At 30.1% G+C, this 26612-nt stretch carries 28 protein-coding genes; 14 read left to right on the forward strand and 14 right to left on the reverse strand.

What is annotated here, in order from left to right; genetic code table 11:
• Nucleotides 1-12: 12 nt before the first annotated feature.
• Together dcuC and L8X38_RS01875 are read right to left on the reverse strand one after the other, a co-directional pair.
• A complete protein-coding gene (dcuC, locus tag L8X38_RS01870) occupies nt 13-1452 on the reverse strand; it encodes a C4-dicarboxylate transporter DcuC (protein WP_263661125.1) in 1440 nt (479 codons plus the stop codon).
• A gap of 3 nt (nt 1453-1455) precedes the next feature.
• The gene (locus L8X38_RS01875; RefSeq protein WP_044598311.1) at nt 1456-1818 is read right to left on the reverse strand and encodes a Rid family detoxifying hydrolase; all 363 of its coding nucleotides are present in this window, start codon (nt 1816-1818) and stop codon (nt 1456-1458) included.
• A gap of 167 nt (nt 1819-1985) precedes the next feature.
• On the opposite strand from L8X38_RS01875, the gene L8X38_RS01880 reads away from it, so the two are divergent.
• On the forward strand, nt 1986-2660 hold the full coding sequence (locus tag L8X38_RS01880) for a transcriptional regulator (RefSeq protein WP_133319588.1): 675 nt from the start codon (nt 1986-1988) through the stop codon (nt 2658-2660).
• Between the two features lie 3 nt (nt 2661-2663).
• Here L8X38_RS01880 and L8X38_RS01885 read toward each other — a convergent pair whose 3' ends face one another.
• From L8X38_RS01885 to L8X38_RS01900, 4 genes are all read right to left on the reverse strand, one after another.
• Nucleotides 2664-3995, reverse strand: a complete 1332-nt coding sequence (locus tag L8X38_RS01885) for an anaerobic C4-dicarboxylate transporter family protein (RefSeq protein WP_220566809.1) — start codon at nt 3993-3995, stop codon at nt 2664-2666.
• 20 nt (nt 3996-4015) lie between these two features.
• On the reverse strand, nt 4016-5413 hold the full coding sequence (argH, locus tag L8X38_RS01890) for an argininosuccinate lyase (RefSeq protein ID WP_263661126.1): 1398 nt from the start codon (nt 5411-5413) through the stop codon (nt 4016-4018).
• Between the two features lie 172 nt (nt 5414-5585).
• Complete coding sequence (locus L8X38_RS01895; RefSeq protein WP_263661127.1) at nt 5586-6047, reverse strand: ankyrin repeat domain-containing protein; 462 nt, start codon at nt 6045-6047, stop codon at nt 5586-5588.
• A gap of 52 nt (nt 6048-6099) precedes the next feature.
• Nucleotides 6100-7524, reverse strand: a complete 1425-nt coding sequence (locus L8X38_RS01900; RefSeq protein ID WP_263661128.1) for a catalase — start codon at nt 7522-7524, stop codon at nt 6100-6102.
• Nucleotides 7525-7742: 218 nt separating this feature from the next.
• Here L8X38_RS01900 and L8X38_RS01905 point away from each other — a divergent pair, with 218 nt between their 5' ends.
• From L8X38_RS01905 to acpS, 3 genes are all read left to right on the forward strand, one after another.
• Nucleotides 7743-8381, forward strand: a complete 639-nt coding sequence (locus L8X38_RS01905; protein ID WP_220566805.1) for a transcriptional regulator — start codon at nt 7743-7745, stop codon at nt 8379-8381.
• 65 nt (nt 8382-8446) lie between these two features.
• Entirely contained in the window at nt 8447-8992 is a 546-nt protein-coding gene (gene fliL / locus L8X38_RS01910) for a flagellar basal body-associated protein FliL (protein WP_133319594.1), read from the forward strand.
• A complete protein-coding gene (gene acpS, locus L8X38_RS01915) occupies nt 8992-9348 on the forward strand; it encodes a holo-ACP synthase (RefSeq protein WP_263661129.1) in 357 nt (118 codons plus the stop codon). The genes fliL and acpS overlap by 1 nt, the downstream gene beginning before the upstream one ends.
• Nucleotides 9349-9356: 8 nt before the next feature.
• Here the strand turns inward: acpS and fabG are convergent, their stop codons facing one another.
• Nucleotides 9357-10100, reverse strand: a complete 744-nt coding sequence (fabG, locus tag L8X38_RS01920; RefSeq protein ID WP_263661130.1) for a 3-oxoacyl-ACP reductase FabG — start codon at nt 10098-10100, stop codon at nt 9357-9359.
• Nucleotides 10101-10114: 14 nt separating this feature from the next.
• On the reverse strand, nt 10115-11593 hold the full coding sequence (gpmI, locus tag L8X38_RS01925; protein WP_263661131.1) for a 2,3-bisphosphoglycerate-independent phosphoglycerate mutase: 1479 nt from the start codon (nt 11591-11593) through the stop codon (nt 10115-10117).
• 78 nt (nt 11594-11671) lie between these two features.
• Between gpmI and mraY the strand changes: the two genes are divergently transcribed.
• Both mraY and murD read left to right on the forward strand, forming a co-directional pair.
• On the forward strand, nt 11672-12730 hold the full coding sequence (gene mraY / locus L8X38_RS01930; protein ID WP_133319598.1) for a phospho-N-acetylmuramoyl-pentapeptide-transferase: 1059 nt from the start codon (nt 11672-11674) through the stop codon (nt 12728-12730).
• A complete protein-coding gene (gene murD / locus L8X38_RS01935; RefSeq protein WP_263661132.1) occupies nt 12730-13929 on the forward strand; it encodes a UDP-N-acetylmuramoyl-L-alanine--D-glutamate ligase in 1200 nt (399 codons plus the stop codon). The genes mraY and murD overlap by 1 nt, the downstream gene beginning before the upstream one ends.
• Here the strand turns inward: murD and L8X38_RS01940 are convergent.
• Nucleotides 13921-14784, reverse strand: a complete 864-nt coding sequence (locus L8X38_RS01940) for a LysR family transcriptional regulator (protein WP_263661133.1) — start codon at nt 14782-14784, stop codon at nt 13921-13923. The genes murD and L8X38_RS01940 overlap by 9 nt on opposite strands.
• A gap of 107 nt (nt 14785-14891) precedes the next feature.
• Between L8X38_RS01940 and L8X38_RS01945 the strand changes: the two genes are divergently transcribed.
• Complete coding sequence (locus tag L8X38_RS01945; RefSeq protein WP_263661134.1) at nt 14892-15929, forward strand: YeiH family protein; 1038 nt, start codon at nt 14892-14894, stop codon at nt 15927-15929.
• A gap of 57 nt (nt 15930-15986) precedes the next feature.
• Here L8X38_RS01945 and L8X38_RS01950 read toward each other — a convergent pair whose 3' ends face one another.
• Both L8X38_RS01950 and prfB read right to left on the reverse strand, forming a co-directional pair.
• On the reverse strand, nt 15987-16823 hold the full coding sequence (locus L8X38_RS01950; RefSeq protein WP_263661135.1) for a universal stress protein: 837 nt from the start codon (nt 16821-16823) through the stop codon (nt 15987-15989).
• A 19-nt stretch (nt 16824-16842) separates the two neighbouring features.
• Nucleotides 16843-17943, reverse strand: coding sequence for a peptide chain release factor 2 (gene prfB, locus L8X38_RS01955; protein ID WP_263661136.1), 1101 nt, complete (start codon nt 17941-17943; stop codon nt 16843-16845).
• 76 nt (nt 17944-18019) lie between these two features.
• On the opposite strand from prfB, the gene rimO reads away from it, so the two are divergent.
• Together rimO and tilS are read left to right on the forward strand one after the other, a co-directional pair.
• Nucleotides 18020-19336 (forward strand): 30S ribosomal protein S12 methylthiotransferase RimO, encoded by a 1317-nt coding sequence (rimO, locus tag L8X38_RS01960; RefSeq protein ID WP_263661137.1) that lies wholly within the window; start codon nt 18020-18022, stop codon nt 19334-19336.
• A complete protein-coding gene (gene tilS, locus L8X38_RS01965; protein ID WP_263661138.1) occupies nt 19326-20288 on the forward strand; it encodes a tRNA lysidine(34) synthetase TilS in 963 nt (320 codons plus the stop codon). Before rimO ends, tilS begins: the two co-directional genes overlap by 11 nt.
• Here the strand turns inward: tilS and L8X38_RS01970 are convergent.
• The 3 genes from L8X38_RS01970 to L8X38_RS01980 form a co-directional block, all read right to left on the reverse strand.
• Nucleotides 20269-21636 carry a phosphomannomutase/phosphoglucomutase gene (locus tag L8X38_RS01970; RefSeq protein WP_263661139.1) on the reverse strand — a complete coding sequence of 456 codons (1368 nt, stop codon included), beginning with the start codon at nt 21634-21636 and terminating at the stop codon, nt 20269-20271. The two genes, tilS and L8X38_RS01970, sit on opposite strands and share 20 nt — an antisense overlap.
• 1 nt (nt 21637) lies before the next feature.
• A complete protein-coding gene (locus L8X38_RS01975) occupies nt 21638-22636 on the reverse strand; it encodes a GGDEF domain-containing protein (protein WP_263661140.1) in 999 nt (332 codons plus the stop codon).
• Nucleotides 22637-22889: 253 nt separating this feature from the next.
• Complete coding sequence (locus tag L8X38_RS01980) at nt 22890-23099, reverse strand: hypothetical protein (protein WP_039662706.1); 210 nt, start codon at nt 23097-23099, stop codon at nt 22890-22892.
• 168 nt (nt 23100-23267) lie between these two features.
• Between L8X38_RS01980 and L8X38_RS01985 the strand changes: the two genes are divergently transcribed.
• From L8X38_RS01985 to L8X38_RS02005, 5 genes are all read left to right on the forward strand, one after another.
• A complete protein-coding gene (locus L8X38_RS01985; RefSeq protein ID WP_263661141.1) occupies nt 23268-23741 on the forward strand; it encodes a hypothetical protein in 474 nt (157 codons plus the stop codon).
• Nucleotides 23742-23744: 3 nt separating this feature from the next.
• Nucleotides 23745-24224, forward strand: a complete 480-nt coding sequence (locus L8X38_RS01990) for a hypothetical protein (protein WP_133319609.1) — start codon at nt 23745-23747, stop codon at nt 24222-24224.
• Nucleotides 24225-24311: 87 nt separating this feature from the next.
• On the forward strand, nt 24312-25886 hold the full coding sequence (locus tag L8X38_RS01995) for an ABC-F family ATP-binding cassette domain-containing protein (RefSeq protein ID WP_263661142.1): 1575 nt from the start codon (nt 24312-24314) through the stop codon (nt 25884-25886).
• A complete protein-coding gene (locus L8X38_RS02000) occupies nt 25883-26215 on the forward strand; it encodes a hypothetical protein (RefSeq protein WP_039617462.1) in 333 nt (110 codons plus the stop codon). Before L8X38_RS01995 ends, L8X38_RS02000 begins: the two co-directional genes overlap by 4 nt.
• Before the next feature lie 50 nt (nt 26216-26265).
• A complete protein-coding gene (locus tag L8X38_RS02005; RefSeq protein ID WP_263661144.1) occupies nt 26266-26598 on the forward strand; it encodes a hypothetical protein in 333 nt (110 codons plus the stop codon).
• Nucleotides 26599-26612: the final 14 nt, after the last annotated feature.

Genomic DNA, 26612 nt, shown 5'->3' on the forward strand with positions numbered 1-26612 from the left:
TTAAGTCCTTTTTTACAAATAAACATAAGTCATAATCACATTAACAATAGCAGCTACAAGCATAGGAATAGCTGTTCTTTTTACAACTTGTAATGGATTTACTTTAGCCATAGCTGAAATTGCCAAAATAGCTGGTGCAATAGGTGAAACACATCTACCAAAACCTGTCATGATTTGGATAGGTGCTATCATAGTTATAGTTTCAACTCCAAAAGATTTTGCTATATTTGGAATGAGTGGTGCAAAAGAAAAAAATGCTGCATTTCCTGAACCCATTAAAAATGCGCACACAGCAAGTAAAATAGAAACTGCTATAATAATAGCAAGCACTCCAAAACCTGCATCTTTTGCAAAGTCTATTAAAGTATCTACAAAACCAACCGATAAAAGGCCACTTGCAAAAACTTGGCCACAAACGATCAAAGAAACTGTGATTACAAACAAATGCCCCATACCTTTGAAAAATACCATGATAGAATTTAAAGTATCAATCAAACTTTTATAACGAATGATTTCAAAAATAATTGCTATAAAAGTTGAAATCATCATAGCAACTGGCACATTCATCCTAATTGCAGTAGATGAAGCTGCTTTAACTTCTTCCATGGTAATAAATCCCATTAACACCATAATGCTATCTAAAACACTACTAAAGCCCAAAATTAACACTAAAGGTATAATAGGTAAAATCGCATAAATTCTAGGTGGTTTTTTAAGCTCTTCACTTTTGCCATCATGTTCTGCTAATTCTTTTTCAACATCATCACGGTTAAATGTGAAATTTTCTTTTTTATCAAAATATTTTGAGCAAAAATAAATCGCAATACCCACTGCTATGATAATAGGCACAGTTGTAGGAAGCTGATAATGCACAAAATATACCGCAGGATCAATTTCAGCTGTTTTTGCAGCTAAAATTACATTACCACTTCCTGGGCCATGGTCAATGTATTGACAAATAGCAATAATCGAAAGTGCAGAAAGCTTAGAAACACCTGAGCGCACTAAAATAGGGTACATTGTAACCATAAGCAAAAGTGCTAAACCTGCATGTGAAGGTATAAAAAGCACTAAAAACTGGATCACAAAATATGAAACCAACAATAAAACATAAGGTGATTTCACAGCTTTTAAAGGTCTTTCAAATACTTTAAATAAAGCATAACTTGCACCTACATGATCCATATAAGCAGAAAATCCTGCTATACACATTAAAGTAAGTCCAAGACCTGCTAGAGTACTTGACATTTTAGTGTTTACTACTTGGAAAATATCAAAAAGACCTAAATGTAAAGATTGTTTTTCATTAATAATTGGAGAAAGTCCAAAAATTCCTGCTAAAGCTAACAAGAATAAACCACTTAAAAGCAACGCCATGTGGGCGTTGATTTTTTTATAGAGCATAAAAACAAGTAAAAATACAGAACATCCTGCAAAAAATAAACCCAACATGCTCTATCCTTTATGAGCAATAACCTCTATCTCCACTTTTGCTCCTTTAGGAAGATCTTTTACCGCAAAAGCACTTCTTGCAGGATATGGAGCTGCGAAAAATTCAGAATAAACCTCATTGAAAGCCAAAAAATCATCAATATTTGCTAAAAAGCAAGTCGTTTTAACTACATTATTAAAATAAAGATTATTTTCTTCTAATATAGCCTTGATATTTAACAATGATTGTCTTGTTTGTTCTTTTACATCTTCACTTTCTATGTTTCCACTTTGTGGATTAATAGGAAGTTGTCCTGAAATAAATAACAAACCATTAGCTTCTCTATAAGCTGAATATGGTCCTATAGCCTTTGGATAATTTGCCATGTATACTCCTTGTGTTTAAATGAAATCATAATATAATATTATCATCATAATAATAAATTGTCAATATTTTTTTATCATAATAATAATTTTTTTTATTGTTGTAAATATTAACAACTTTGATGAAAATATTTTGTAAAATAACAAAAAACAACAAAAAGGTCTAGATCATGGATGAACAACAAAAAGAATTATTTATCAAACTCACTCAATTTTTAGGGCAAGTTCTTGGAGATCAGTATGAAATAGTTTTTCATGTGATTTCACCTGAGGGTTCATACATAGCAGCCATTGCAAATAATCATATTAGCGGAAGGACAATCAATTCTCCATTAACCTCTTTTGCGAGTGAGCTTGTACAAGAAAAAGAGTATTTAAATAAAGATTTTTTATGTGATTACAAAGCAAAGGTTGGAAAGTCTAAGATCGTTACCGGATCAACCTTTTTTATAAAAAACCAAAATAAAATTGTAGGAATTTTATGTATAAATCACGACACCACAGAACTTAGAAATGCTATTAGTAAAATCATAGAACTAGAAAAAATTAATGATTTTAGTGATTTATTAGATATTCACAATCAAAACAACGTAAATTTACACAATGTGAGTAATATAGAAACACTTAGTCATTCTATAGAAGATATTCTAGCTGAAAACATAGACTTAAAATATTTAAATTCAGGATATAGCTTAAGCACTGAACAAAAAGATGAGATTATTAAAAAGCTTCATTCAAAGGGAATTTTTAATATAAAAGGAAGTATACCTATAGTTGCTAAGTCACTTAATATATCAGAACCTAGCGTCTATAGATATTTGCAAAAATTTAAAAATAGCCTTTAATAGCTAAAAGACTATTTGCGATATAAAATAAGCACTCACAACAGCACCAATAATTAAAGCAAAACCTGGTCTTAAATAAGAGTGATTGATCACAAATTTTCCTATTTTTGTTGTGCCTGTTCTATCAAAAGCCACACAAGCTATTTGATTAGCTCCTGGTACTATAAAATCTCCACTCACGCAAGGATAAAGCACGATAAGAATTTGAGGAGGAATTCCCAAACTCACGCCCAAGGGCATCAAAGCAGCTACTGTTGCAGCTGGAGAAAAAATCACCATAGAAAAGGCAAATAAAGCTACACCAAATAAATACGGATAATCTTCTACAATATGTGATAAAGAATCACTAAATAAAGGCTTGTAAGCTTCAAAAAATGTCCCTGTCATCCAAGCTATACCAAAAACCCCTACAACGCCTATAAGTCCTGATTTAAATACAGAAGCTTCACCAAGTTTATTAGCAGGAACTTTAGCAAAAAGCATAATTAAACAAGCTGTTGCAAGCATGATCATTTGAATTAAATTTGGGGTAGAAAGTCTTTCTATTTTACCATTTGCAAGCTCATAGTGAGGTAACAAATTTGTAAAAGTCCCAAAGAAAATAATGGTTAAAATCCCCAAAGCAAATATTAATAAAGCTCTTTTTACTTTAGGATCTGTTTCTTGTTTATCTTCTTGTTTATCTTGAGTTAAAAACTGATATTCCCCTGCTCTTACTCTTCTTTGAAATTCCTCATCTTGCTCAAGCTCTTTTCCTCTTTTAAAAACGCTCAAACAAGCACATATAACACCAATTAAAAATGCTGGCATTACCACAGCTAATATTTGAACAAGCCCTACACCACTAATGGCTAAAATGGCTACCATACCTGCAGTGGCTGCACTCATAGGAGAAGCCACCACTGCAATACCTGCTGCTATAACTGAAACCGAAAGTGGTCTTTCAGGACGAATTTTAGCTTGAGCAGCTACTTCAGCAATCACTGGATAAATAGAAAAAGCTACATAAGTAGTACCACAAAATATTGTAAATGTGGATGTGATTAATGGACCCATAAAAACAATAGCTTGAGGTTTTTTCTTTAATGCTTTTTCAGCTATTTTTACTAGCAAATCAAGCCCGCCTGCGCTTTGCAAAACACTCACGCAAGTAATCACAGCAAGTATAATAAACACAACACTTACAGGAAGTGAAGCTGGTTGCATACCAAAAACTAACACCAAAATACACATACCAAGCCCACCTGCAACCCCAAGTCCTATACCACCATATCTACCACCTATGGCTATCATAGAAAAAATAATAAAAAGTTGAAGTATAAAAATAATATCCATCTAATCTTCGCCCTTATTGTTTATTTTTTACATTTATCCAACAATTCTTTTGCATGTTCAATTTGCTCTAATACCACTTTTGTTCCTGTACCACCATAAGAAAGTCTTGCGTCTATACAAGTTTCTAAAGCAATTGCTTCATAAATATCTTCTTGGATATTTTCATTAAATTGATGGAATTCTTCCATGCTAAGCTCTTCAAGCATTTTTCCGTGTTTAATACAATAATTCACAGCACCACCAACTATACTATGAGCTTCTCTAAATGGTATATTTTTTCTTACTAAATAATCAGCCATATCTGTAGCATTTGAAAATCCTTTTGCAGCTGCTGCTCTTGTATTATTAGCATTTACTTGCATTTTTTCTATCATAGGAGTTATAATTTTTAAACTTGCCATTAAAGTGTCCATAGAATCATAAACTTGAGCCTTATCTTCACTCATATCAGTATTATAAGCTAATGGAATACCTTTCATAATAGTTAGCATTGCCATAACATTACCATACATTCTACCTGTCTTACCACGCATTTTTTCGGCTACATCAGGATTTTTCTTTTGAGGCATTATGCTTGAACCTGTACAAAAATCATCACTTAATTCTATAAATTTAAAATCTTGACTTGAAAAAAGTATAAGCTCTTCACAAAAACGACTAAGGTGCATGAAACACATTGCAGCAATAGCAGTAAATTCAACCATGTGATCTCTATCACTTACACTATCAATGCTATTTTCTGTTGGTTTAGTAAAGCCTAGTTCTTTGGCACAAAAATGTCTGTCTATATTAAATGTAGTTCCGCCAAGTGCAGCTGCTCCCAAAGGACACTCATTCATTCTTTTATATAAATCCTCAAAACGAGAATAATCCCTACTTAACATCCAAAAATACGCCATAATCCAATGTGAAAAAAGCACTGGCTGGCCCGTTTGCAAATGCGTATAACCTGGCATAATAGCTTTGATATTTTTTTGAGCTTGATGGACGATTTCTTCTTGCAAAGTAGTAATTTGAGTTAATACTTCTTTAATAACTGCTCTCATATGAATTTTTGAATCAAGAGTAGTTTGGTCATTTCTACTTCTTGCGGTGTGAAGTTTTCCACCTACTGGACCTACGATTTGTGTCATTCTTTTTTCTACAGCCATATGAATATCCTCATCAGCTATATCAAAAACAAAGGTTCCATTTTGAATTTCTTCTCTAACTTGTTCTAAGCCCTTAATGATAGTTTTTGCTTCATCTTCTTTTATAATACCTTGTTTTGCAAGCATAGTGCAGTGAATTATACTACCTTGTATATCAAAAGGAGCAAGTCTTGGCTCAACTGGTAGTGAAGCAGTATATTCTTCAACTAATTTATTTGTAGGTAAATCAAAACGCCCACCCCATAATTTTTCTGTTTTGTTAGACATTTGTTATCCTTTCATTAAAAAATTAGGGGTAATTTTATTTGAATTTATTTTAATTTAGCTTAAATTTTTTATTTCTATAATAAAAAATTTTAAAAATTTATAATTTAATAATAGAATTTTTTAATAATTTTAAATAAATAAAATATATTTTTAATATATTATAAATTTTTAACTATTTTTTGAAAATTTTTAATACACTAAAAGCTATTTTTTTAAGAAAACTTTTTTTAGAATACTTTGTTAAAAACTCTACTATATCTCTATGCCCAAACATCAATGCAAAAGTAAAAGGTGTCATACCAAGACCATTGTTTTCATCAATATTTGCTCCATGTTCTACCAAAAGCTTACACATAGGTAAATATCCTTTAAAACACACCCCTGCTAATGGAGTTTGTCCTCTATCATTTTTCTCATCTACCCTAGCATTATTTTCTAGTAAAAACTTAGCACATTCATAAGCATTATGATAACTTGCAAGCATTAAAAGACTATCGCCTTTATGATTTTTTAAATTCACACTCAAACCCGCTTCTATCATAGTCTTTAAATTTTGTAAATCATTTTTCCTTGCGTAATCAAAAGCCATAGTGCAAAGCTCTTGAATTCTTTTTTCTTCTTCATTACTAAACATATTTTTTCCTTTATAATCTTTAGTTTGCCACTTTTAAAGTGGCAAGTAAAAATTACATCTTCAAAGCTTTTTTAACGCCATTTGCATATTCACTTGAAATTTTTTCAAAATGACTTAATGCTCTAGCAATAATTTTTTCATCAACACCACTCATAGAAGCAGCGATATTTTTAAATAATTGCTCTTTTTGATCTTGATTCATTATATCAAACAAGGCTCTTGGTTGGGTGTAAAAATCATTATCAAGTGGAGCATATCTTTGCGCATTACCTTCAAGTGCTAAGTCAGGCTCTAGGTAATTTTTATCTTCTTTTGGACTATCATCATAACTATTTGGTTCATAATAAGCAAGACCATTTTTATAAGTGTCAAAATTCATAGCACCTGCTACATTATAAGTATTTACTTCACTTTTTGCACGATTAACTGGTAATAAATGATAATTTGTCCCTATGCGGTATCTGTGTGCGTCAGGATAAGAAAAAATTCTAGCTTGCAGCATTTTATCAGGACTAAAACTAATACCAGGAACAATATTGCTTGGACTAAATGCAGCTTGTTCTACTTCATTAAAGTAATTTTGTACATTTTTATTAAGTACTAATTCGCCTACTTCAATTAAAGGCACAATACTATGTGGCCAAACTTTAGTTAAATCAAAAGGATTAAAACCTAATTTTTCTGCTTCATCTTCTTTTAAAACTTGAATTTGGAAAGTCCATTTTGGAAAATCTCCTTTTTCAATAGCTTCATATAAATCTCTTTGATGACTTTCTCTATCATTTGCTATTAAATTTGCTGCTTCTTCGTTGGTTAAATTTTTAATACCCTGCTTTGTTTTAAAATGAAATTTCACCCAAAATCTTTCGTTTTTATCATTAATCAAACTATAAGTGTGACTTCCAAAACCATGCATATGACGATAGCTTGCAGGAATACCTCTATCACTCATTAAAATAGTAACTTGATGTAAGCTTTCAGGACAAAGGCTCCAAAAATCCCATGCAGCATTATTGCTTCTTAAATGATTTCTTGGATCTCTTTTTTGAGTGTGGATAAAATCAGGAAATTTATATGCATCTCTGATAAAAAATGTCGGAGTATTATTACCTACTAAATCCCAATTTCCTTCTTTAGTATAAAATTTAATAGCAAAACCTCTTACATCTCTTTCTGCATCAGCTGCACCTGCTTCGCCTGCAACGGTTGAAAATCTTATAAATAAAGGTGTATTTTCTCCAAGCTGTAAAACTTTTGCCTTGGTGTATTGAGAAATATCTTTAGTGATTTTAAGCTCCCCATAAGCACCGCTCCCTTTTGCATGAACAGTTCTTTCTGGAATTCTTTCTCTATTTTGATGGGCAAGTTTTTCTAACAAAATATAATCTTGCATTAAAAGTGGACCCTTAGCACCTGCGCTTAATGAATTTTGATTATCGGCTATGATATTTCCGAAATCATTGGTTAGTTTTTTCATCTTTTCTCCTTTTTATAAATAATAATTTTTATTATTTGATAAATTATATCCCTATATTATTAAAATAAAATTAAACAATAAAAATTATTATTTTTGAAAAAATAATCTTTTTTTAAGCATAATTATTTTTATTTTGTATTAAAATTGTTGAAAAATAAGAATAAGTGCTCTTATTTTAAATATTTTTACTACAAAATTAATAAAACAAGGAGAGTTTAATGGATAAAGAAACAAGAACTTACTATATTAAATTAGTGAAATTTCTTGCTGATGCTTTGGGAAGAAATTATGAAATAGTTTTGCATGATGTAAGTGAAGATGGTACTAATATAGCAGAAATAGCTAATAATCATATTAGCAAAAGAACTATAAATTCACCTCTAACAGGCTTTGCTATTGAAATGATTAAAAACAAAATCTATTTAGAGCGTGATTATATAACACATTATAAAACTTCAGCTAAAAGCTCACAAGTAATGTCAGGCTCTACTTTTTTTATTAAAAAAGATGAAAAACTTGAAGGTTTGCTTTGTATTAATCATGATACTTCAGCATTTAAAAAAATCTCTGATGAAATTTTAAATCTTGGAAATATTTATGATAATTCTTATGAAAGTCCTGAACAAGAAAATAAAGAATACATAAAACTTGATTTAGAAGAAATCGTTGAAGATATTACGGGGATAGATATTGAAAGTTTTAAAAATAAAAGTTTAAAACCGAAGGAAAAACAAAAAATGATAGCTAGTTTATATGAAAAAGGCGTATTTAATGTAAAAGGTGTTATTCCTAAAGTTGCGGAGCTTTTAAATATTTCAGAACCTAGTGTTTATAGACATTTACAAAAGATTAAATAATCATAATTTAAAAAAAATATAATTTTTGATACAATAACATTTTAAAATTTTATAAAAGGAAAAATATGGCTGATGATATGATGGATGAACAAGGCGAATCAAAGAAAAAAGGCGGGAATACTTTAGTAATCATTATCGTTGTATTTTTATTTGTATTTTTACTTGTTATTGTAGGAGCAATTGCTTATCTAATGTTTAGTGGCGGCTCTGAAGAAAATCCTACCCCGCAAACTGAAGAAAGCGCACAAGTTGCACAAGCTCCTAAAAAAACAAATGCAGTAGCAGCTAGAGGGAGTGATTATGCAAATATTGGCGTGATGTATCCTTTAGCACCTTTTACGCTAAATTTATTAAGTGATGGTGGATCAAGATATGTAAAATGCACCATTCAACTTGAACAAAATGTTGAAACCTTAACTCCTGAACTTGATAAAAAAGTTGCTATTATTAGAGATATTATCATTAGAACTTTAACATCAAAAACCTTTGAAGAAGTAAGCACTACAAAGGGTAAAGAAAGATTAAAAGATGAATTAACCGGTAAGATCAATGAAGTTTTAACTGATGGTTTTATCAAAAATATTTATTTTACCGACTTTGTAGTATCTTAATGATAGGCTGTGACATAGTCGTATGCTCTCGCATAGAAAAAATTTATGAAAGACATAAAACACTTTTCTTGGATAAATTTTTGTCCAAGAAAGAGCAAAGTTATATAAAAAATACCAACACTCTAGCCGGATTTTGGGCTATTAAAGAAGCTGCCTCTAAGGCTTTGGGGGTTGGAATTTCTAAAGAATGTTCTTTTTTTGACATCACCATCTCTAAAGATGACAAAAATGCTCCACACATTAGTTTTTCTCAAAAAGTCATGCAAGAATTCAAAATTAAATCAGCAAGTGTAAGCGTAGCGCATGATGGGGGTTTTGCTATAGCAGTAGTAGCTATAGAAACTAAGCAAGGTTAAAACCTTGCTTACATATAAAGCCCGCCATTGACTTTTAAAATTTCTCCTGTGATATAAGAAGAATGATCACTTAATAAAAACGCCACAGCTTGAGCTACCTCACTTGTATCTGCAAAACGCTTCAAAGGGATATTATTAATATAATTTTGTTTTATTTCATCACTTAAAACTTCAGTCATATCACTTTTTATAAAACCCGGGGTAATGCAGTTATATCTTATATTTCTTGCTGCACCTTCTTTAGCAAAAGATTTTGTTAGAGCTATCATACCGCCTTTACTAGCACTATAATTAGTTTGGCCTGCATTTCCCATTTCTCCAACTATAGAAGCGATATTTACAACCGCGCCAAAACGCTTTTTACTCATAGTTTTTAATGCCTCTCTACAACCTAAAAAGCTTGAATTTAAATTAGCATTAATCACTGAAGAAAAATCATCCATACTCATTCTAAGTGCTAATTTATCATTAGTAATACCTGCATTATTAACTAAATAACTAAGCTTACCATCACTTTCTACTATAGTTGCAATAGCGCTTGTAAATTCTTCTTCAACACTTGCATCAAATTTAATCACAGCCGCACAACCACCACTTTTTTCTATCTCTTCTTTTAGTGCATCAGCAAGTTCAGGCTTACTTCTATAATTAATCCAAACTTTTAAGCCATAACTTGCTAATTCTTTGGCTATTGCTGCACCTATACCTTTACTTGCACCTGTTATTAAAACATTTTTTCCACTAAATTTCATTGTTCTCCTTTAAATTAAAATAAAGCCTCATCCATTTCTTTTGGGATAGGTAAGTTTAAAATTTTAAGCACGCTTGGTGCTATATTACTAAGCCCCATGCCTTCTTTAAGCTTATCTACTCCTTTAGCTTCGACAAAAGCAAAAACATCAAAGGTTGTGTGATTAGTGAGCATATTTTCTTTTTCATCCCTCATCGCTTCACAGTTTCCATGATCTGAAGTAATAATAAAAGCATAATCATGCTCTCTTGCTTTAGCAATAACCCTACCTAAACACTCATCTACACATTCAACCGCACTAATCGCAGCTTCAAAATCACCCGTATGTCCTACCATATCACCATTTGCAAAATTTACTACGATAAAATCCATACCACTTTCTATACCCTTAAGCACCTCATCTGTGACTTCTTTAGCACTCATTTGAGGTTTTTCATCGTATGTTTTTACTTTAGGACTTGGAATTAAAATTCTTGTTTCATTGCATTCTAATTCTTCTTTTCCCCCATTAAAGAAAAAGGTTACATGAGCGTATTTTTCTGTTTCAGCTGTGTGAAGTTGGCTTAAATTTGCATTAGCTATCACAGAAGCTAAAGTATTATTTAACTCTTCTTTTTCAAACATCACAGGTAGTTTAAAACTCTCATCATACAAACTCATAGTAATGGCATTTTTTATAAGCACTTCTTTTGGAAATTCATTAAAACTTTCTTGGGTTAAAGAAGCGACTAATTGACGCATTCTATCATTTCTAAAATTGATAAAAATCACACCATCTTCAGCCTTAATTCCATCAAAGTTTTGACTAATAACTGGGCTTAAAAACTCATCTGTGATATTTTCATCATAGTTTTTTTGTATAAATTGCATAAAATCATCACACTTTGGTGCCTTAGCAAATAAAGCATCATAATAAGACTTAACCCTATCATAGCGCTTATCTCTATCCATAGCATAAAATCTTCCCGATAAAGAAGCAAAATTAACCCCTTCTTTTTCGCAAAATTCCTGTAAAGATTTTATAAATTCTAAACCTGAATTTGGAGGACAATCCCTACCATCACTAATTGCATGCGCAAAAACTTCTTTATTTTCTTGCCTACAAATTTTTAAAAGTGCATTAAAATGTGTATGCATAGAATGCACCCCGCCATCACTATAAAGCCCTATAATATGCACTCTTTTGCATTTTTGCAATAAATCTTTTAAAGCCTTATTGTCTTTTAAAGTGTCATTTTCTATGGCTTTATTTATCTTGACTAAATTTTGATAGATTATGCGTCCGCTACCTATACACATATGCCCTACTTCGCTATTACCCATTTGACCTTCAGGTAGGCCAACTGCCAAACCACTTGTTTTTATCAAAACATTAGGGGTATTTTCAAAAAGCTTATCATAAGTTGGCTTTTTAGCATGAAAAAAAGCATTATAGTTTGAATTTGTATTATGTCCTATACCATCTGTGATTATCAAAATACATTTTTGACTCATTTTTTACTCTTTTTTATAATTTATTTATGTGATTTTACTAAAATTATGCTTTTAAAAAACAAATACAAGGTTAAAATTTTGCTTTATCTTACAGAATATACAAATTATATGTTTTTTTCTTATATTAGCGTGCGTGCTGGTTTTGCATTTTTTATCGCTTTGTTTTTGAGTTTGTATTTAATGCCAAAATTTATTAAATGGGCTCAAAATAAAAAAGCAAATCAACCTATTTATGAATACGCTCCACAATCACACCAAGCTAAATCTCATACCCCTACTATGGGTGGCCTTGTTTTTATCTTTGCTACTATCATAGCAAGTGTTTTAAGCGCTGATTTAAATAATAGTTTTGTAATCGTTGGATTATTATGTTTAGTACTATTTTGTACTATAGGCTTAGTTGATGATTTGGGGAAAATTTTAAAAAAAGACAATCACGCAGGATTAAGCCCAAAAATGAAACTACTAGGGCAATTTAGCGCTGCTTTTATTTGTGTTGGATTATTATATTTATTTGATATAAATACTGAATTTTATTTACCTTTTTACAAACATGCTATTTTTGATGGCGGTATGTTTATGTTGTTTTTATGGATTTTAGTTATTGTATCAAGCTCTAATGCTGTAAATTTAACCGATGGACTTGATGGTCTTGCAACCGTGCCTTCTATATTTTCTCTTTTAAGCCTTGGAGCTTTTTTGTATTTAAGTGGAAATGCTATTTATAGTTCTTATTTATTCTTACCTAAAATTCAAGGTCTAGGAGAACTTGTGGTAATAAGTGCGGCTTTAGTTGGTGCGCTTATGGGATTTTTGTGGTATAACTGCTATCCTGCACAAGTTTTTATGGGAGATAGTGGGAGTTTAAGTATAGGGGCGTTTTTAGGCTATCTTGGTATAGTAAGTAAAAATGAAATTTTGCTTTTGCTTATAGGTTTTGTATTTGTTTTAGAAACTATTTCAGTAATTTTACAAGTAGGAAGTTTTAAAATCTTTAACAAAAGAGTATTTAAAATGGCACCTATTCATCATCATTTTGAAAAAATAGGTTGGGTGGAAAATAAAATCATTGTGCGTTTTTGGATGATAGCCTTACTTGCAAATATTATTGCATTAATTAGTATAAAGTTAAGATAATGAAAATTTCACTTTTTGGATACGGAAAAACAACTAAAGCTTTTGCACAGCGTTTTGGAAATTGCGATATTTATGATGATCATTTTGCAAGTATAAGTAAAGATGAATTTAACAATACACTTTTACCGCCTTGTGAATTTGATCCTTTAAAAAGTGACTTAGAAATTCCAAGTCCTGGCTTTCCAAATGATCATTCTCTCATACGGCAAGCAAAAAATTTAAGCAGTGAGTATGATTTTTTTTATGATGGCATGCCAAAAAGTGTTTGGATAAGCGGAACAAATGGCAAAACCACCACCACCCAAATGACACATCATCTTTTAAAACATATCAATGCACAAATGGGAGCAAACATAGGAACTCCTTTAGCACAAATGGATATTAGTGCTAAATTATGGATTTTGGAAAGTTCATCTTTTTCGCTTTTTTACACCAAAGTAGCTAAACCTGAAATTTATGCACTTTTACCTATCACACCTGATCATCTTTCTTGGCATAAAAGCTTTGAAAACTACGAGCAAGCAAAGCTTAGCGTGCTTGAAAGAATGAATGAAAATGATGTGGTAATTTTACCTAAAAAGTATGAGGCTTATCCAACCCATGCTTATGTTATAAGCTATGAAGATGAGCAAGATTTAGCTAAAAAAATGCAAATTGATTTAGAAAAAATTCATTTTAAAACCCCTTTTTTGCTTGATGCTCTTATTGCCTTAAGTATAGAAAAAATCATACTAGATCGTTGCTCTTATGAGCTTTTAAATGAGTTTAAAATAGAAAAAAATAAACTTGAAGAAATATTTGATCATAAAAATAGACTTTGGGTAAATGATACTAAAGCGACTAATCTGGATGCAAGTTTAGCTGCTCTTAAACGCTATAAGGATAAAAAAATTCATCTTATCATAGGTGGGGATGATAAGGGAGTGAATTTAAGTGCTTTATTTGCTTTTATGAAAGAGCTTGATATAGAGCTTTATGCCATAGGAAAAAGCACCAATAAAATACTTGATTATGCTAAAAATGCTAATTTAAAAGCACATTTTTGTGAGTTTTTACCTAAAGCGATAGAAAAAATCAATCAAAACTTAACTAATGATGAAGTAGCCCTACTAAGCCCTGCTTGTGCAAGCTTAGATCAGTTTAAGTCTTATGAAGAAAGAGGAGAGCTTTTTAAAAAATGTATTCAAGAATTAAGCTAAATCTTTTTGAATGCAAAATTTTAAAAACTCACATAAATTTATAAATTTATTGCTTGGTTCTTTATTTTTATGATAAATCAAGCAAAGCTCTCTTGAAATTTTAAAATTTTTTAATCTTACTTCAAATAAACTTTTAGCTTCAAGCTCTTCTTTAACACTAAATTTAGGTAAAACTGCTAAAAATTTACCTTTTTTAGCCAACTCTTTTATCATAGCAGTTGAGTTTAGCTCATAAGCTAAATTAAGCTTTACATCTTTAGGCAAAGCATTTAAAAACACTTCTTTTGCACCTGAACCTTGCTCACGACTTAGCCATTTAAAATCCTTTAATTCATCTATGAAAAATTCTTTTTTGAAGTCATTTTTACTCACCACAATAAGCTCATCATCACAAATTTTAATCTTTTTTATATCCTTATCTTTGCAAATACCTTCAATTAAACCTATATCGATTTCTTTATCTAAAATATCTTTGATGATATTTTGACTATTATCCAAAGACAAATTTAACTTGATATTTTCCGCCTTTTGATCTAAAAAAGTTCCTAGTAAATAAGTGCCTACATTTTGACTAACTTTCATACTTATTTCATAGCTTTGATCATCTTGCATTGCTTTTTCTATGCGTTCAAATTCTAAAATCAAAGGAGTAATTTGTTTTAAAAAAACCTTTCCTTTTTCATTTAAGCTTAAAAATTTAGCATTTCTATCAAAAAGCTTGGTGTTTAAACTTTTTTCAAGTTCAAATATAGCTAAAGACAAAGCAGATTGAGTTATATTTAATTCTTTAGCACAAACTCTTAAATTTAAATTTCTACACAAGGCTTGAAAATATTTTATTTGTTTAAAAGTCATAAGCACTCTTTTGATAAATATTTTTAATCATTATATCAAATAAAATTAATTTTACTTATCATAAAAAAATCATTAAGATTACAAAAAACAAAAAAAAGGAAAAATTCATGCATAAAAATATATATAAAAATAGAAAATTTGAAGCTTTTTTACTACTTTTTACTCTTGCTTTTTGTGCTTTTGCTATTTCTGAGCTTAATTTTTTTAAAAATCTTGGAATTTCAGCTTTAATCATAGCCGTGATTTTGGGAGCTTTAATAGGAAATTTAGCACATCAAAATGCAAATTTACTTAAAAAATCAGGAGTTTTAAGCATAGCAACAAAAGAAATTTTAAGACTTGGAATTATACTTTATGGTTTTAGAATTACTTTTAATGATTTAGAAAAAGTTGGATTAAATGGGATTTTGCTAGCATTTTTAGTGGTATTTTCTACCTTTTTTATAGGGCTTTTGTTAGGAAAATTATTCAAACTTGATCTTAAAGAAAGCATACTTATAAGTAGTGGCTCAAGCATTTGTGGAGCAGCTGCTGTGATGGCTAGCGAAAGCATTGTTAAAGGTGGCTCTGCTAAAGTTGGCGTAGCAGTTTGCACTGTGGTTGTGTTTGGAACTTTAGGGATGTTTTTATATCCTTTGGCTTGGAATTTAGGTTGGTTTGATTTTTTTAATTTAAAGCAAATAGGGTATTTCATGGGAGCAAGCTTGCATGAAGTTGCACATGCTGTTGCAGCAGGTGAAGCTGTAAAAGCAGGAGATGGTGCTGTCATAGAAAAAATGATGCGTGTTTTAATGCTAGTGCCTTTTTTGATTTTCTTAAGTCTTTTTTCATTGAAATTTCTAAGTAAAAATAATGAAAAAATCTCCATTAAAGCAAATATTCCTTATTTTGCTTTGTGGTTTTTATTTGCATGCGGTATTAGCTCACTTGAAATATTAAATACAGATTTTGCGCTTAACTATATAAAACCAAGCATACAAACTATAGACACACTTTTGCTTTCTATGGCTATGGTAGCTTTAGGAGTAAATATCCATAAAAATGTTTTAAAAAATGCGGGTTTTAAACCATTTTTAATGGCATTTTTTCTTTTTATATGGTTAATCTTTATATCAATTAGTTTTATTTTATTATTAAATTTATAAATACATGAAAATTCTTCATGTATTTATTTTATAATCTTTAATCAAAATAAATTAATGTTAGCGAATCAGCAATAAAGGTTTTTTAGCCTTAGTTAAAATATCATTTGTCAAACTACCAAATAAAATACTTTTTACCCAATGATGTGAGTAAGCTCCCATGATCAATAAATCTATATCATTTTGCTCACCAAAATCAAATAAAGCTTGAGTAATCTCTCCATTTAAATATTGAGTTTGTACATTTAAATTTGCTTCTTTAAAAATTTGACCTACTTGAGCTAATAACTCACAAGAAGCTTTTTCATCTTTAGAAACATTTACTATATAACGCTTTGCTTCTTTAAAAATAGGTCTTTTAATGGCTTGCTCTATGGCCTTTTTAGCTAAATTACTCCCATCATAAGCCATCATTACACTTTTAATCTCTTTAAAAGCAGAATTTACAAGCAAAATAGGCACATTTAAAGCTCTTACTAATTCTTCTGTATGAATACCTATTTTATTTTTCTTACCCCCGCCTTTTAAACCTGCTATGGCTAATCTTATTTGATCATTATATTCTTTTAAAACCTCTTCTAAGTCTCCATCTCTTTGCACACTAAAGCATTCTTTTACGCCTTGTTCTTTTGCATAAGCACAAAATTCTTCTAAAATTCTTTGCCCTTTTTTGCAAAGATTTTCATTTTTTTGGCTTTGCTCTTCTACTAAATCTTCAATCACACATCCACTAGCACCTATGCCAAAACTACAAGCTAATTCAGCATTAGTAAAATTTGGTTCTATAGTATATAAAAACATTAAAGGTAAATCTAGCTTTTTAGCTAAATACACCCCATAATGCAAACTTTCCCTACAAGGCTCTAAAACATCTACACAAACTAGAATTTTTTCCATTTAATATCCTTTTGTAGTATTAATCTTGTGCTTTTTGCGCTATTAAAACACCTTCTATTATTTTTTTAATATCCCCATCTAAGATATTATCAACCTGTGAAAAAGCTTCATTTGAGCGCGCGTCTTTGACCTGTTGATAAGGAAAAAGCACATAAGAGCGGATTTGATGACCCCAACCTATCTCACTTTTTTCGCTTGAATTTGCTTCATCTTGTTGTTTCATAAGCTCAAGCTCATAAAGGCGTGATTTTAGCATTTTAAAAGCAGTTGCTTTGTTTTTGTGTTGGCTTCTATCGTTTTGACATTGCACTACTATACCACTTGGCATATGAGTTATGCGCACTGCTGATTCAGTTTTATTAACATGCTGTCCACCTGCTCCGCTTGCTCTATAATAATCAATCCTTATATCTTTTTCTTCAATTTCTATTTCTATATCATCATCAAGTTCAGGTGAAACCATCACACTAGAAAAACTCGTATGGCGACGCCCTGCACTATCAAATGGAGAAGTTCTTACTAAACGATGAATGCCATTTTCAGCTTTTAAATACCCATAAGCATTTTCACCTTTTACTAAAAAGCTAACATCTTTAAGCCCTGCTTCTTCGCCTTCTTGAAAGTCAAGTGTTTCTACTTTAAAACCTTCTCTTTCACAAAATCTCAAATACATCCTATAAAGCATGCTAGCCCAGTCATTACTCTCCGTTCCACCTGCTCCTGGGTGAATAGAAACTATGGCATTTTTACCATCATTTTCCCCACTTAAAAGCATAGAAATTTCAAGATTTACAATAAGATCTTCTAGCTTATTTGCATCTTCAAATAAAGCTTCTATGGTGTCTAAATCATTTTCACTATTAGCAAGATCAAAAAGCTCGCTTGCATCATTTAAAGCATTATTTGCATTTTCATAATTTTTAAGTAAATTTGAAATTTTAGTTTTTTCTTTACCTATAACGCCTGCTTGTTTTACATCACTCCAAAAAGAAGGGGAATTTTCTAAATTTTCTATTTCTTTTAATCTTGCTTTTATCTCTTCAGGCTTAATGATAGAAGCGATATTTCCAACTTTGTTTTTTAATTTTTTTAAAAGTTCGCTGTATTCGTAATTATCCATAAAAATTTTCTTTCTAATTTTGATATAATTTAATCTTATAATTTTAGCAAAAAATAAAACATTTAAAGTGAGAAATATGCCAAAACTTTTTTTAATGTCTTTAGGTTGTAATAAAAATTTAGTCGATAGTGAAATCATGCTTGGAAGATTAAGTGATTATGAAATTTGTGATGAGCCAAGCTTAGCTGATGTTTTGATTGTAAATACCTGTGGTTTTATAGATAGCGCTAAAAAAGAAAGCATAAATGCGATTTTAGATTTACACGAGCAAAGAAAAAAGGATTCATTGTTAGTTGTAACAGGATGTTTAATGCAGCGCTACCGCGAGGAATTAATGAAAGAACTACCTGAAGTTGATCTTTTTACCGGTGTGGGAGATTATGAAAAAATTGATGAAATGATACTTAAAAAAACTAATCTATTTTCAAATTCTACTTACTTACAAGATAAAAATACCAATCGTGTGATCACAGGATCAAACTATCATGCTTTTATCAAAATAGCTGAAGGGTGTAATCAAAAATGTTCATTTTGCGCTATACCAAGTTTTAAAGGCAAACTTAAATCAAGAAGCTTAGAAAGTATTATAAATGAAGTAAAAGAGCTTGTTAAAAAAGGCTATAAAGACTTTTCTTTTATTGCTCAAGATACAAGTTCGTATTTGTTTGATCAAGGTCAAAAAGATGGACTTTTAAAGCTTATTGAAGCTATAGAAAATATCCAAGGTGTAAAGGCTGCTAGAATTTTATATCTATATCCAACAAGTATTAGCAAAGAAGTGATAGAAAAAATCATTCAATCAAAAGTTTTTGTAAATTATTTTGATATGCCTTTACAACACATCAGTGATAATATGCTTAAAATCATGAAACGCGGAGCTAACAAAGCTAAATTAATCGAGCTTTTAAATTTAATGAAACAAGCCCCAAATTCATTTTTACGCACAGGTTTTATAGTAGGACACCCAGGAGAGAGTGATGAGGACTTTGAAGAATTATGCGCTTTTATAAAAGAATTTGGTTTTGATAGAATTAGTGTTTTTGCTTATTCTAAAGAAGAAGATACCGCAGCTTTTGAAATGGAACAAATTCCTAATAAAATCATCAATGCAAGATTAAAAGTGATAGAAAAAATTGTTGATGAGTGTATAGAAAAAAGCTTTAATCAACAAGTTGGTAAAAAAACCTTAGCATTTTGTGAAGGTCAAAGCTCTGAAGGAGAATTTTTCATCGGTGCAAAAGATTTGCGTTGGGATAGAAATATTGATGGAGAAATTCTCATCAATGAAAGTGATTGTGGAGATTTAGAAATGGGCGAGCTTTATGAGTGTGAAATCACGCAGAGCTTAGATAAAAAACTCATTGCAAAAGCCTTAAGAAAGTTTGATGATTGATAGCAAATATTTAAATCATTTAAAGCAAGGGAAAAATCTTTTAGCATTTTCTCATGGGAGTGATTCTAGTGCTTTATTTTTCATGCTTTTAGAAAAAAATATAGATTTTGATCTTGCTTTTATAAACTACAAAACTCGCAAAAATAGCGATAAAGAAGAGCAAAGTGCTAAAGAATTAGCCAAGCGTTTTCATAAAAAAATTTACATCAAAACCGCACCCAAGATAACAAAAAATTTCGAAGCTTGTGCAAGAGCTTTGCGTTATGAGTTTTTTGAAGAACTTTGCAAAAATCACTCTTATGATAATCTTTTACTAGCTCATCATTTAAATGATAAACTAGAATGGTTTTTAATGCAATTTTCCAAAGGCGCAGGACTTAGAGAATTACTTGGTTTTAAAGATATTGAAAAAAGAAAATATTTTACTATCATAAGACCCTTGCTTGAAATTCCAAAAGAAGAAATTTCAAACTACCTAAAAGATAACAATATCGCTTATTTTCATGATGAGAGTAATGATGATGAAAAATATTTTAGAAATTTCATACGCAAAAATTTTGCCAATGAGTTTTTAAAGCTTTATCCAAATGGAGTAAAAAAGAGCTTTAAATACCTAGAAAAAGACTTAAAAGAAGAAAATATTTGTGAATTTAAAAATATTTATATTACTCATAAAGATGAAAGTTTAATCGCAAAATGCTTTAAAAAACTTGGAATACTTTTAAGTGCTAAACAAAGACAAGAAGCTTTAAAAGGCGATGGAGTAATTTCGCATAAAATAGGCATTGTTTACATACAAGAAAAAGTTTTGATTTTTCCTTTTGTAAGTTGTGAGAAAATGCCAAAAGAATTTAAAGAAATTTATAGAAAAGCAAAAATCCCTAAACTCTTAAGAGCATATTTATACACAAAAAATATTGATGTAAAAGAACTTATGCAAGCTCTTTTATGATTTCTTCAAAAAGTTCTTTTACTCTTGTTTCTAAAAAGTCTTTAAATTCAGCACTTGTAGCTTCAGCACGCATGATAAGATATGGACTTGTATTAGAAGCACGCAAAAGCGCCCAGCCTTCTTTAAAGGTAATTCTAACTCCGTCAATTTCATTACAATCAAGCACATTTTCAAAAGCATTTGCTTTTACTTTTTCTTTAAATTTTTCTATGATTTGAAATTTATTTTCCTCACTAACCTTAAGCTTAATCTCTTCACTTGCATAAAGTTTTGGTAATTCTTTAACTAATTTTTCTATATCAAAACCATTTACCAAAAGCTCTAAGGTTCTTAAAAATGCATAAATTCCATCATCATAACCAAAATATCTATCTTTAAAGAAAATATGCCCGCTAAGCTCTGCTGCTATGTCTATATTTTGCTCTTTCATCATTTTTTTAATATTAGAATGCCCGGTCTTACCCATCATGATAAAACCAAATTTAGCTACCTCATCAAAAAGGTTTTTAGAGCATTTTACTTCACCTAAAACTCTAGGATTTTTTATATTTTTAGCAAATAAATAGCAAAGCTCATCGCCCTTAAATACATAATCTTTACTTGCTACTACTAAACGATCTCCATCTCCGTCAAAAGCAAAGCCCATTTTTGCATTTTCATTTTCTTTTAGCGCAACTTGCAATGCGTGTAAATTTTCAAGCTCTGTTGGATCGGGCGCGTGATTTGGGAAATTTCCATCAGGATTTTCAAATAAAATTTGTGCATTAAGATTTAATTTTTCCACCAAAGGCTTTATAATCACTCCAGTAGCTCCATTTGCACAATCAATAATGATTTTTTCTTTATAGCCCTTAAGATGTGAAAAATGTTTAGCTAAAAAGTCTATGTATAAGCTTTTAATATCATAATTTTCATATCTTAAATCATCATTGATTTCAAGTTCTAAACACTCTTGCACTTTTAAAGAAAGCTTTTTCAAATCAGCACCAAAAAAACTTTCTTTATTAATCGTTATTTTAAAGCCATTGTATTCTTTTGGATTATGCGAACCTGTTATCATGATATTTGCATCAAAAATATCATCAAAAAACAAGCTAAAATACCCCATAGGAGTTGGTGCTAAGCCTATATTGAAAACTTGCATATTAGCTTTATTTAAACCGCTGATTAAATAGTTAAAAAGTTCATTTGCACTATATCTTGCATCATAGCCTACGCTTACTTTCTCACAACCCCTTGATTTCATTTCTAAACCCAAAGCATAGCCTATGGCTTTTACACTTTTTTCATTTAACTCACTTGGGTAAAGCCCTCTTATATCATACTCTCTAAAAATCAAATCTAACATTTTAATCCTTTTGTCTTCTAAGTTCTAATTTTGCTTGTTTTAAACTTTCTTCTATGTTTTCATTTTTGCTTGATAAACAAAGTTTAATTTCTAACTTTACATTTTGTTCTTTAAATTCAAAACAATATTTTTGCATAAAATTTTCAAGCATTTGAAGCTTGCTTTGCACAAAGGCTATATTTTCATTTTCAAATACAATAATAAAATAATCCTTATCATCTTTAAAAACCCTAGCATGTAAAGCTTTTTTTAAAATCCTAGCAAATTCATGCATTATAAACTCGCCCATTTTTGAGTCTTTTTGATAATAAATTTCATTGATATTTTTTACTTCAATCAAGGCTAAATGAAAATTTTCAAGTCCTTGGGCATATCTTCTTAAGGCCTTTAAATTTGGCAAATTGGTTAAAGTGTCAAAAAAGGCTATTTTATAAGCTTTATACACTAAAAATCCTATCAACACCAAAGAAGCAAATTCATAATAACCCAAATCAACACTATTGTAAAATAAAAATTGCACGCTCAAGCCCATATAAGCAAGTAAAAAATGAAAATCATTATTTTTAAAATATGAAAATAATAAAAATATCATTCCTACCCAAAACACACAAAAGCTTAACTCACTAATAGGCTTAAAAAATTGCGTTGAAAGGCCAAAAATTTCACTTGTAATGCTTGCATTAAAATTAGTACTTGTGCTAAGTATTAACGCTACAAAACCCATAAAGGCTAAATACGCAAATTTAATAAAATTAATTCTTTCAAAAACAAGCTTACTATCTTGTAAAAATACAAAAAGCACAAAAGAAAAAGGTAAAAATACCGAGATAAACAAATGCGCTTGATATTCACTTGCCACTAAAGATAAAGCCTTAGCGCATAAAATCAACAAAAGCAAGAAAAAAATCTTATTTTGCTTAAAAAAATAAGCTAAAAATAAAGCTAAAAATTCCAAAACAAAACTAAAAGAAGGTAAAAAAGATAATAAAACTAAACTCAATCAAATAACCTTAATTTAAAAATAATTTTAAAAATTATACAACAATTTTGAATTATTTTTTTAATACATATTATAAGTAAAATAAAAATAGAAATTAAAATAAATATGCCTGAAATATGCTTAGTAAAAAATAATGTAATTTATCTTAGATAGTTAAATTTCAAAGCAACAAATGATAACACGAAAAAACTTTTAAAATAAAACTTTATGAAATTAAAAAGCTAATAAATATATTAAAATCATTAAATTGTTTTTATTTAAATTTTGCAATTTCATCTTGTATGGTTTGATTTATCTCAAGTAGCTCTTCATAATTTTTTTTATTTTTTTCCAAAAGTTCATCAAATTTAAAGCCAAGCATAACGATGCGATATAAATTAGGTTTGTATTTTCTCCAATTATACAAAGTGCTAACATCAATATCTAATTCATATGCCATATCGCGTTTGCTCTTTTTTGCCATAAGCTACCCTAAATTTTTAAATACTTATGGGCTGATTTTACATTAAAAATTCTTTATTAAAAACAATTGAAATATTCTATGTTTTATTTAATTAATATTGATTATTTCAATATTAATTAAGCTAAATTGTGGAATAATTTAATATCATTTTTTAAAAAGGAGTTTTTTGTGGATAAAGTGGATTCGATAGCAAACATTGCGTGGGCTATTGGTGGTGATTATGAATTAGATTTAATTGAACAAAAGCTTGGAAAATTTTCTAGCGAACAATTAAAGCAATTTGATAGTAGGATAGATAAACTAAATTTAAAAGAAGCACCAAAATTACGATTTTTAACATTTTTTTTCGGTGCTTTTGGAATTGCTAGATTTATGACTGGGCGAAAAGTTGCAGGTTGGATAAGAATATTTCTTTTGGTTGTTATACTTATTCTTCCACGGATTGTGTTTAATGGACTCCAAAGTGAATTCGCAGGGATTGCATTTGTATTTGGAGGTGCAATTTTAATCGGTTTAAAAATCTTAATTATAATTTTATGGATTTGGGATATTACAAGAGCTGATGATTTGGCTTATAGTTATAATTTTTATCAAATTATGGATTTGATACAAAATATAGAAAATGAAGATAAGCAAGAATAAATAATGATGAATTTTAACGCGTTAATTACACTTCAAGGTGCAGCTAACACAGGAAAAACTGCAAGCATTTCTCGTGCATTTTTACGTACCTTAGAAAAGAAGCCTTTGATAAGATATTTTAAATATTATGAAAAAGGAGATTTTATAGCCATAGTAGAATTTAAAGATCAATATGTGTCTTTTTGCTCAGCTGGTGATGATTTGGAACTTGTAAATAAATTTGAGCTCTTAAATAAGGAAGCTTTGGAGCAAGGTGTAAAGTGCTTCGATGTTTTTATAGTTGCATATCGCACAAGGGGTAAAACTTGTGAAATTATAAAACAATACTTAGAGCAAAATACTCAAGCGAGAGTTAAAGAGTTTAAAAGCCTAATTAAGAGTGAGTTTTATGAGGAAAATGGGAAATTTTTACAGACAAAAATGGAGAAATATGTAGAGCAGTGTTCTGAAGAGCTTTACAAAACGATTAAATCTTTTCTTTAGTATGATATTTTAGGTTTGACTTGATTCAAGCCCTTCTTCATTCAAAAGTTTTTCGCTACAATATCTAGAAAATTCTTAAGGAAAATTATGGTAGAAATAAAAAATCTCACTATGCGTTTTGCAAATCAACTTTTATTTGAAGATGTAAATTTAAAATTAAACCGTGGTGAAAGATATGGACTTATAGGTGCAAATGGCGCAGGAAAATCAACCTTTTTAAAAATTCTCTCAGGCGAAATAGAATCAAGCAGTGGAGAAATTTGCATAGATCCAAATTTAAAAATCGCAGTGTTAGGACAAGATCAATTTGCTTTTGAAAACTACACTATCAAAGATGCGGTAATGTGTGCAAATAAAAGATTATATGATGCACTAAAAGAAAAAGAAAAACTTTATATGAGTGAAGAATTTACCGATGAAATCAATGATAGATTAAGCGAGCTTGAAATCATAACAGCAGAAGAAGATCCAAACTATGATTGCGAGCTTAGATGTGAAAAAATTCTTAGCTCTTTAAATATTAAAGATTTTAATGCTCTCATGAGCACTTTACAAAGTGCAGATAAATTTAAAGTTTTATTAGCTCAAGTATTATTTTTAGGTGCTGATGTATTATTTTTAGATGAACCTACAAACAACCTTGACTTAGAAGCTATTTCTTGGCTTGAAAATGAACTTTTAAGACATGAGGGAACTTTAGTAGTAATTAGCCATGATAGACATTTTCTAAATAAAGTTTGTACAAGAATTTTAGATGTGGATTTTAAACAAATACGCGATTTTGCTGGAAATTATGATGATTGGTATATGGCTTCAACCTTGCTTGCTAAACAAGCTGAACTCAAACGCGATAAAACCTTAAAAGAAAGAGAAGAATTAGAAAATTTCATACGCCGTTTTAGCGCTAATGCTTCAAAAGCCAAACAAGCTACAAGTAGAGCTAAAGCTTTAGAAAAACTTGAGCTTGAAGAGATTAAAACTTCAAGTAGGCGTGATCCTAGTATAGTTTTTAGAACAAATAGAGAAATAGGAAATGAAGTTTTAGAATTAAAAGGTATTAGCAAAGCTTATGATAAAACTTTATTTGAGAATTTAGAATTAAAATTAGAAAAAGGTGATAAAATAGCCTTAATCGGAGCAAATGGTGTTGGAAAAAGCACTTTAGCCAAAATCATTGCATCAAAATTAGAACCTGATAGTGGCCACATCCACCTTGGCGCTACCATAGAAATGGGATATTTTTCACAAGATACGACAAATTTAATCAATGAAAATTTGAAACTTTATGAATGGTTAATGAGTGAAAAATTCAAAGATTTAGATGAAATTCGCAAATGTCTTGGTAGAATGCTCTTTAGCGGAAGTGATCAAGAAAAAATGGCTTCTAGTTTAAGTGGAGGTGAAAAACACCGCTTAATGCTTTCAAGATTAATGTTAGAACGCGGAAATTTCTTGCTTTTAGATGAACCGGATAATCATTTAGATCTTGAAAGTATCATTGCATTAGGTGAAGCCTTGTATAATTTCAAAGGTTGTGTGATATGCATAAGCCACGATAGAGAGCTAATTAGTGCTTTTGCTAATCGTATATGGTTTTTAGAAGATGGGAAATTAACAGACTTTAAAGGAAGTTATGACGAATTTTTAGGAGGTTTAGAATGAATTCGTTTAAGATAAAATATGCAGCTGGTTTTGGACATTTTACTCAAAATCACAGAGGTTTTGGCCCAACTATTTATGTAGAAGAAAGTATTGATTTTCAAAGTGAAAAAGATTATTTTGACTATGTTGAATTTTATGAAAAATTCAGCAAAGAAGATGATACTTATTTTCACATTTCATTTTTAGAAGATCGCCCTTTAACTTCTCAAGAATTAGAAAGTAGAAATGCTTATAGAAAACTAAGAGATGAGCGCTGTAATAAAGCTAGAGAAGAGTTTATCAAAAACAATGAAATAGAAGCTGAATACTACCCAACTCATGGTGATTAAGGAATAATTTTTGCTTGTTTTTTCCTTGTAATATTTTGAAAGGAGAAAACATGCAAGTTAACCATGATAATTTATCGGTTAAAGAGTATGGATATGGTCAAAGTAGTGCCTATAAAAGCACTCAAGGAGCTAATGAAGACTTTATGTCTTTACTTAGTCAAAACAATAGCGAAAATTTAAACGAGCAAAACATAAAACTTGATGAGCTTTTTTCAAAAGCCATGAGTCAAGATCAATTTAGCACAGGAATTTTTAGCTCAAATATGTCAAATATTTATAATTATCGTTTTAGAGGACAAAACGAAACTCCTATGCAAGCTAATATAGAAGAAAAACAAGAGCCACAAAAAGATATGGTAAAAGATCTTTTAAATTCTTTATGAAAAGAAGTAAGCAA

This window comes from Campylobacter sp. CNRCH_2014_2452, from assembly GCF_025772865.1.
Taxonomy (GTDB): domain Bacteria; phylum Campylobacterota; class Campylobacteria; order Campylobacterales; family Campylobacteraceae; genus Campylobacter_D; species Campylobacter_D lari_D.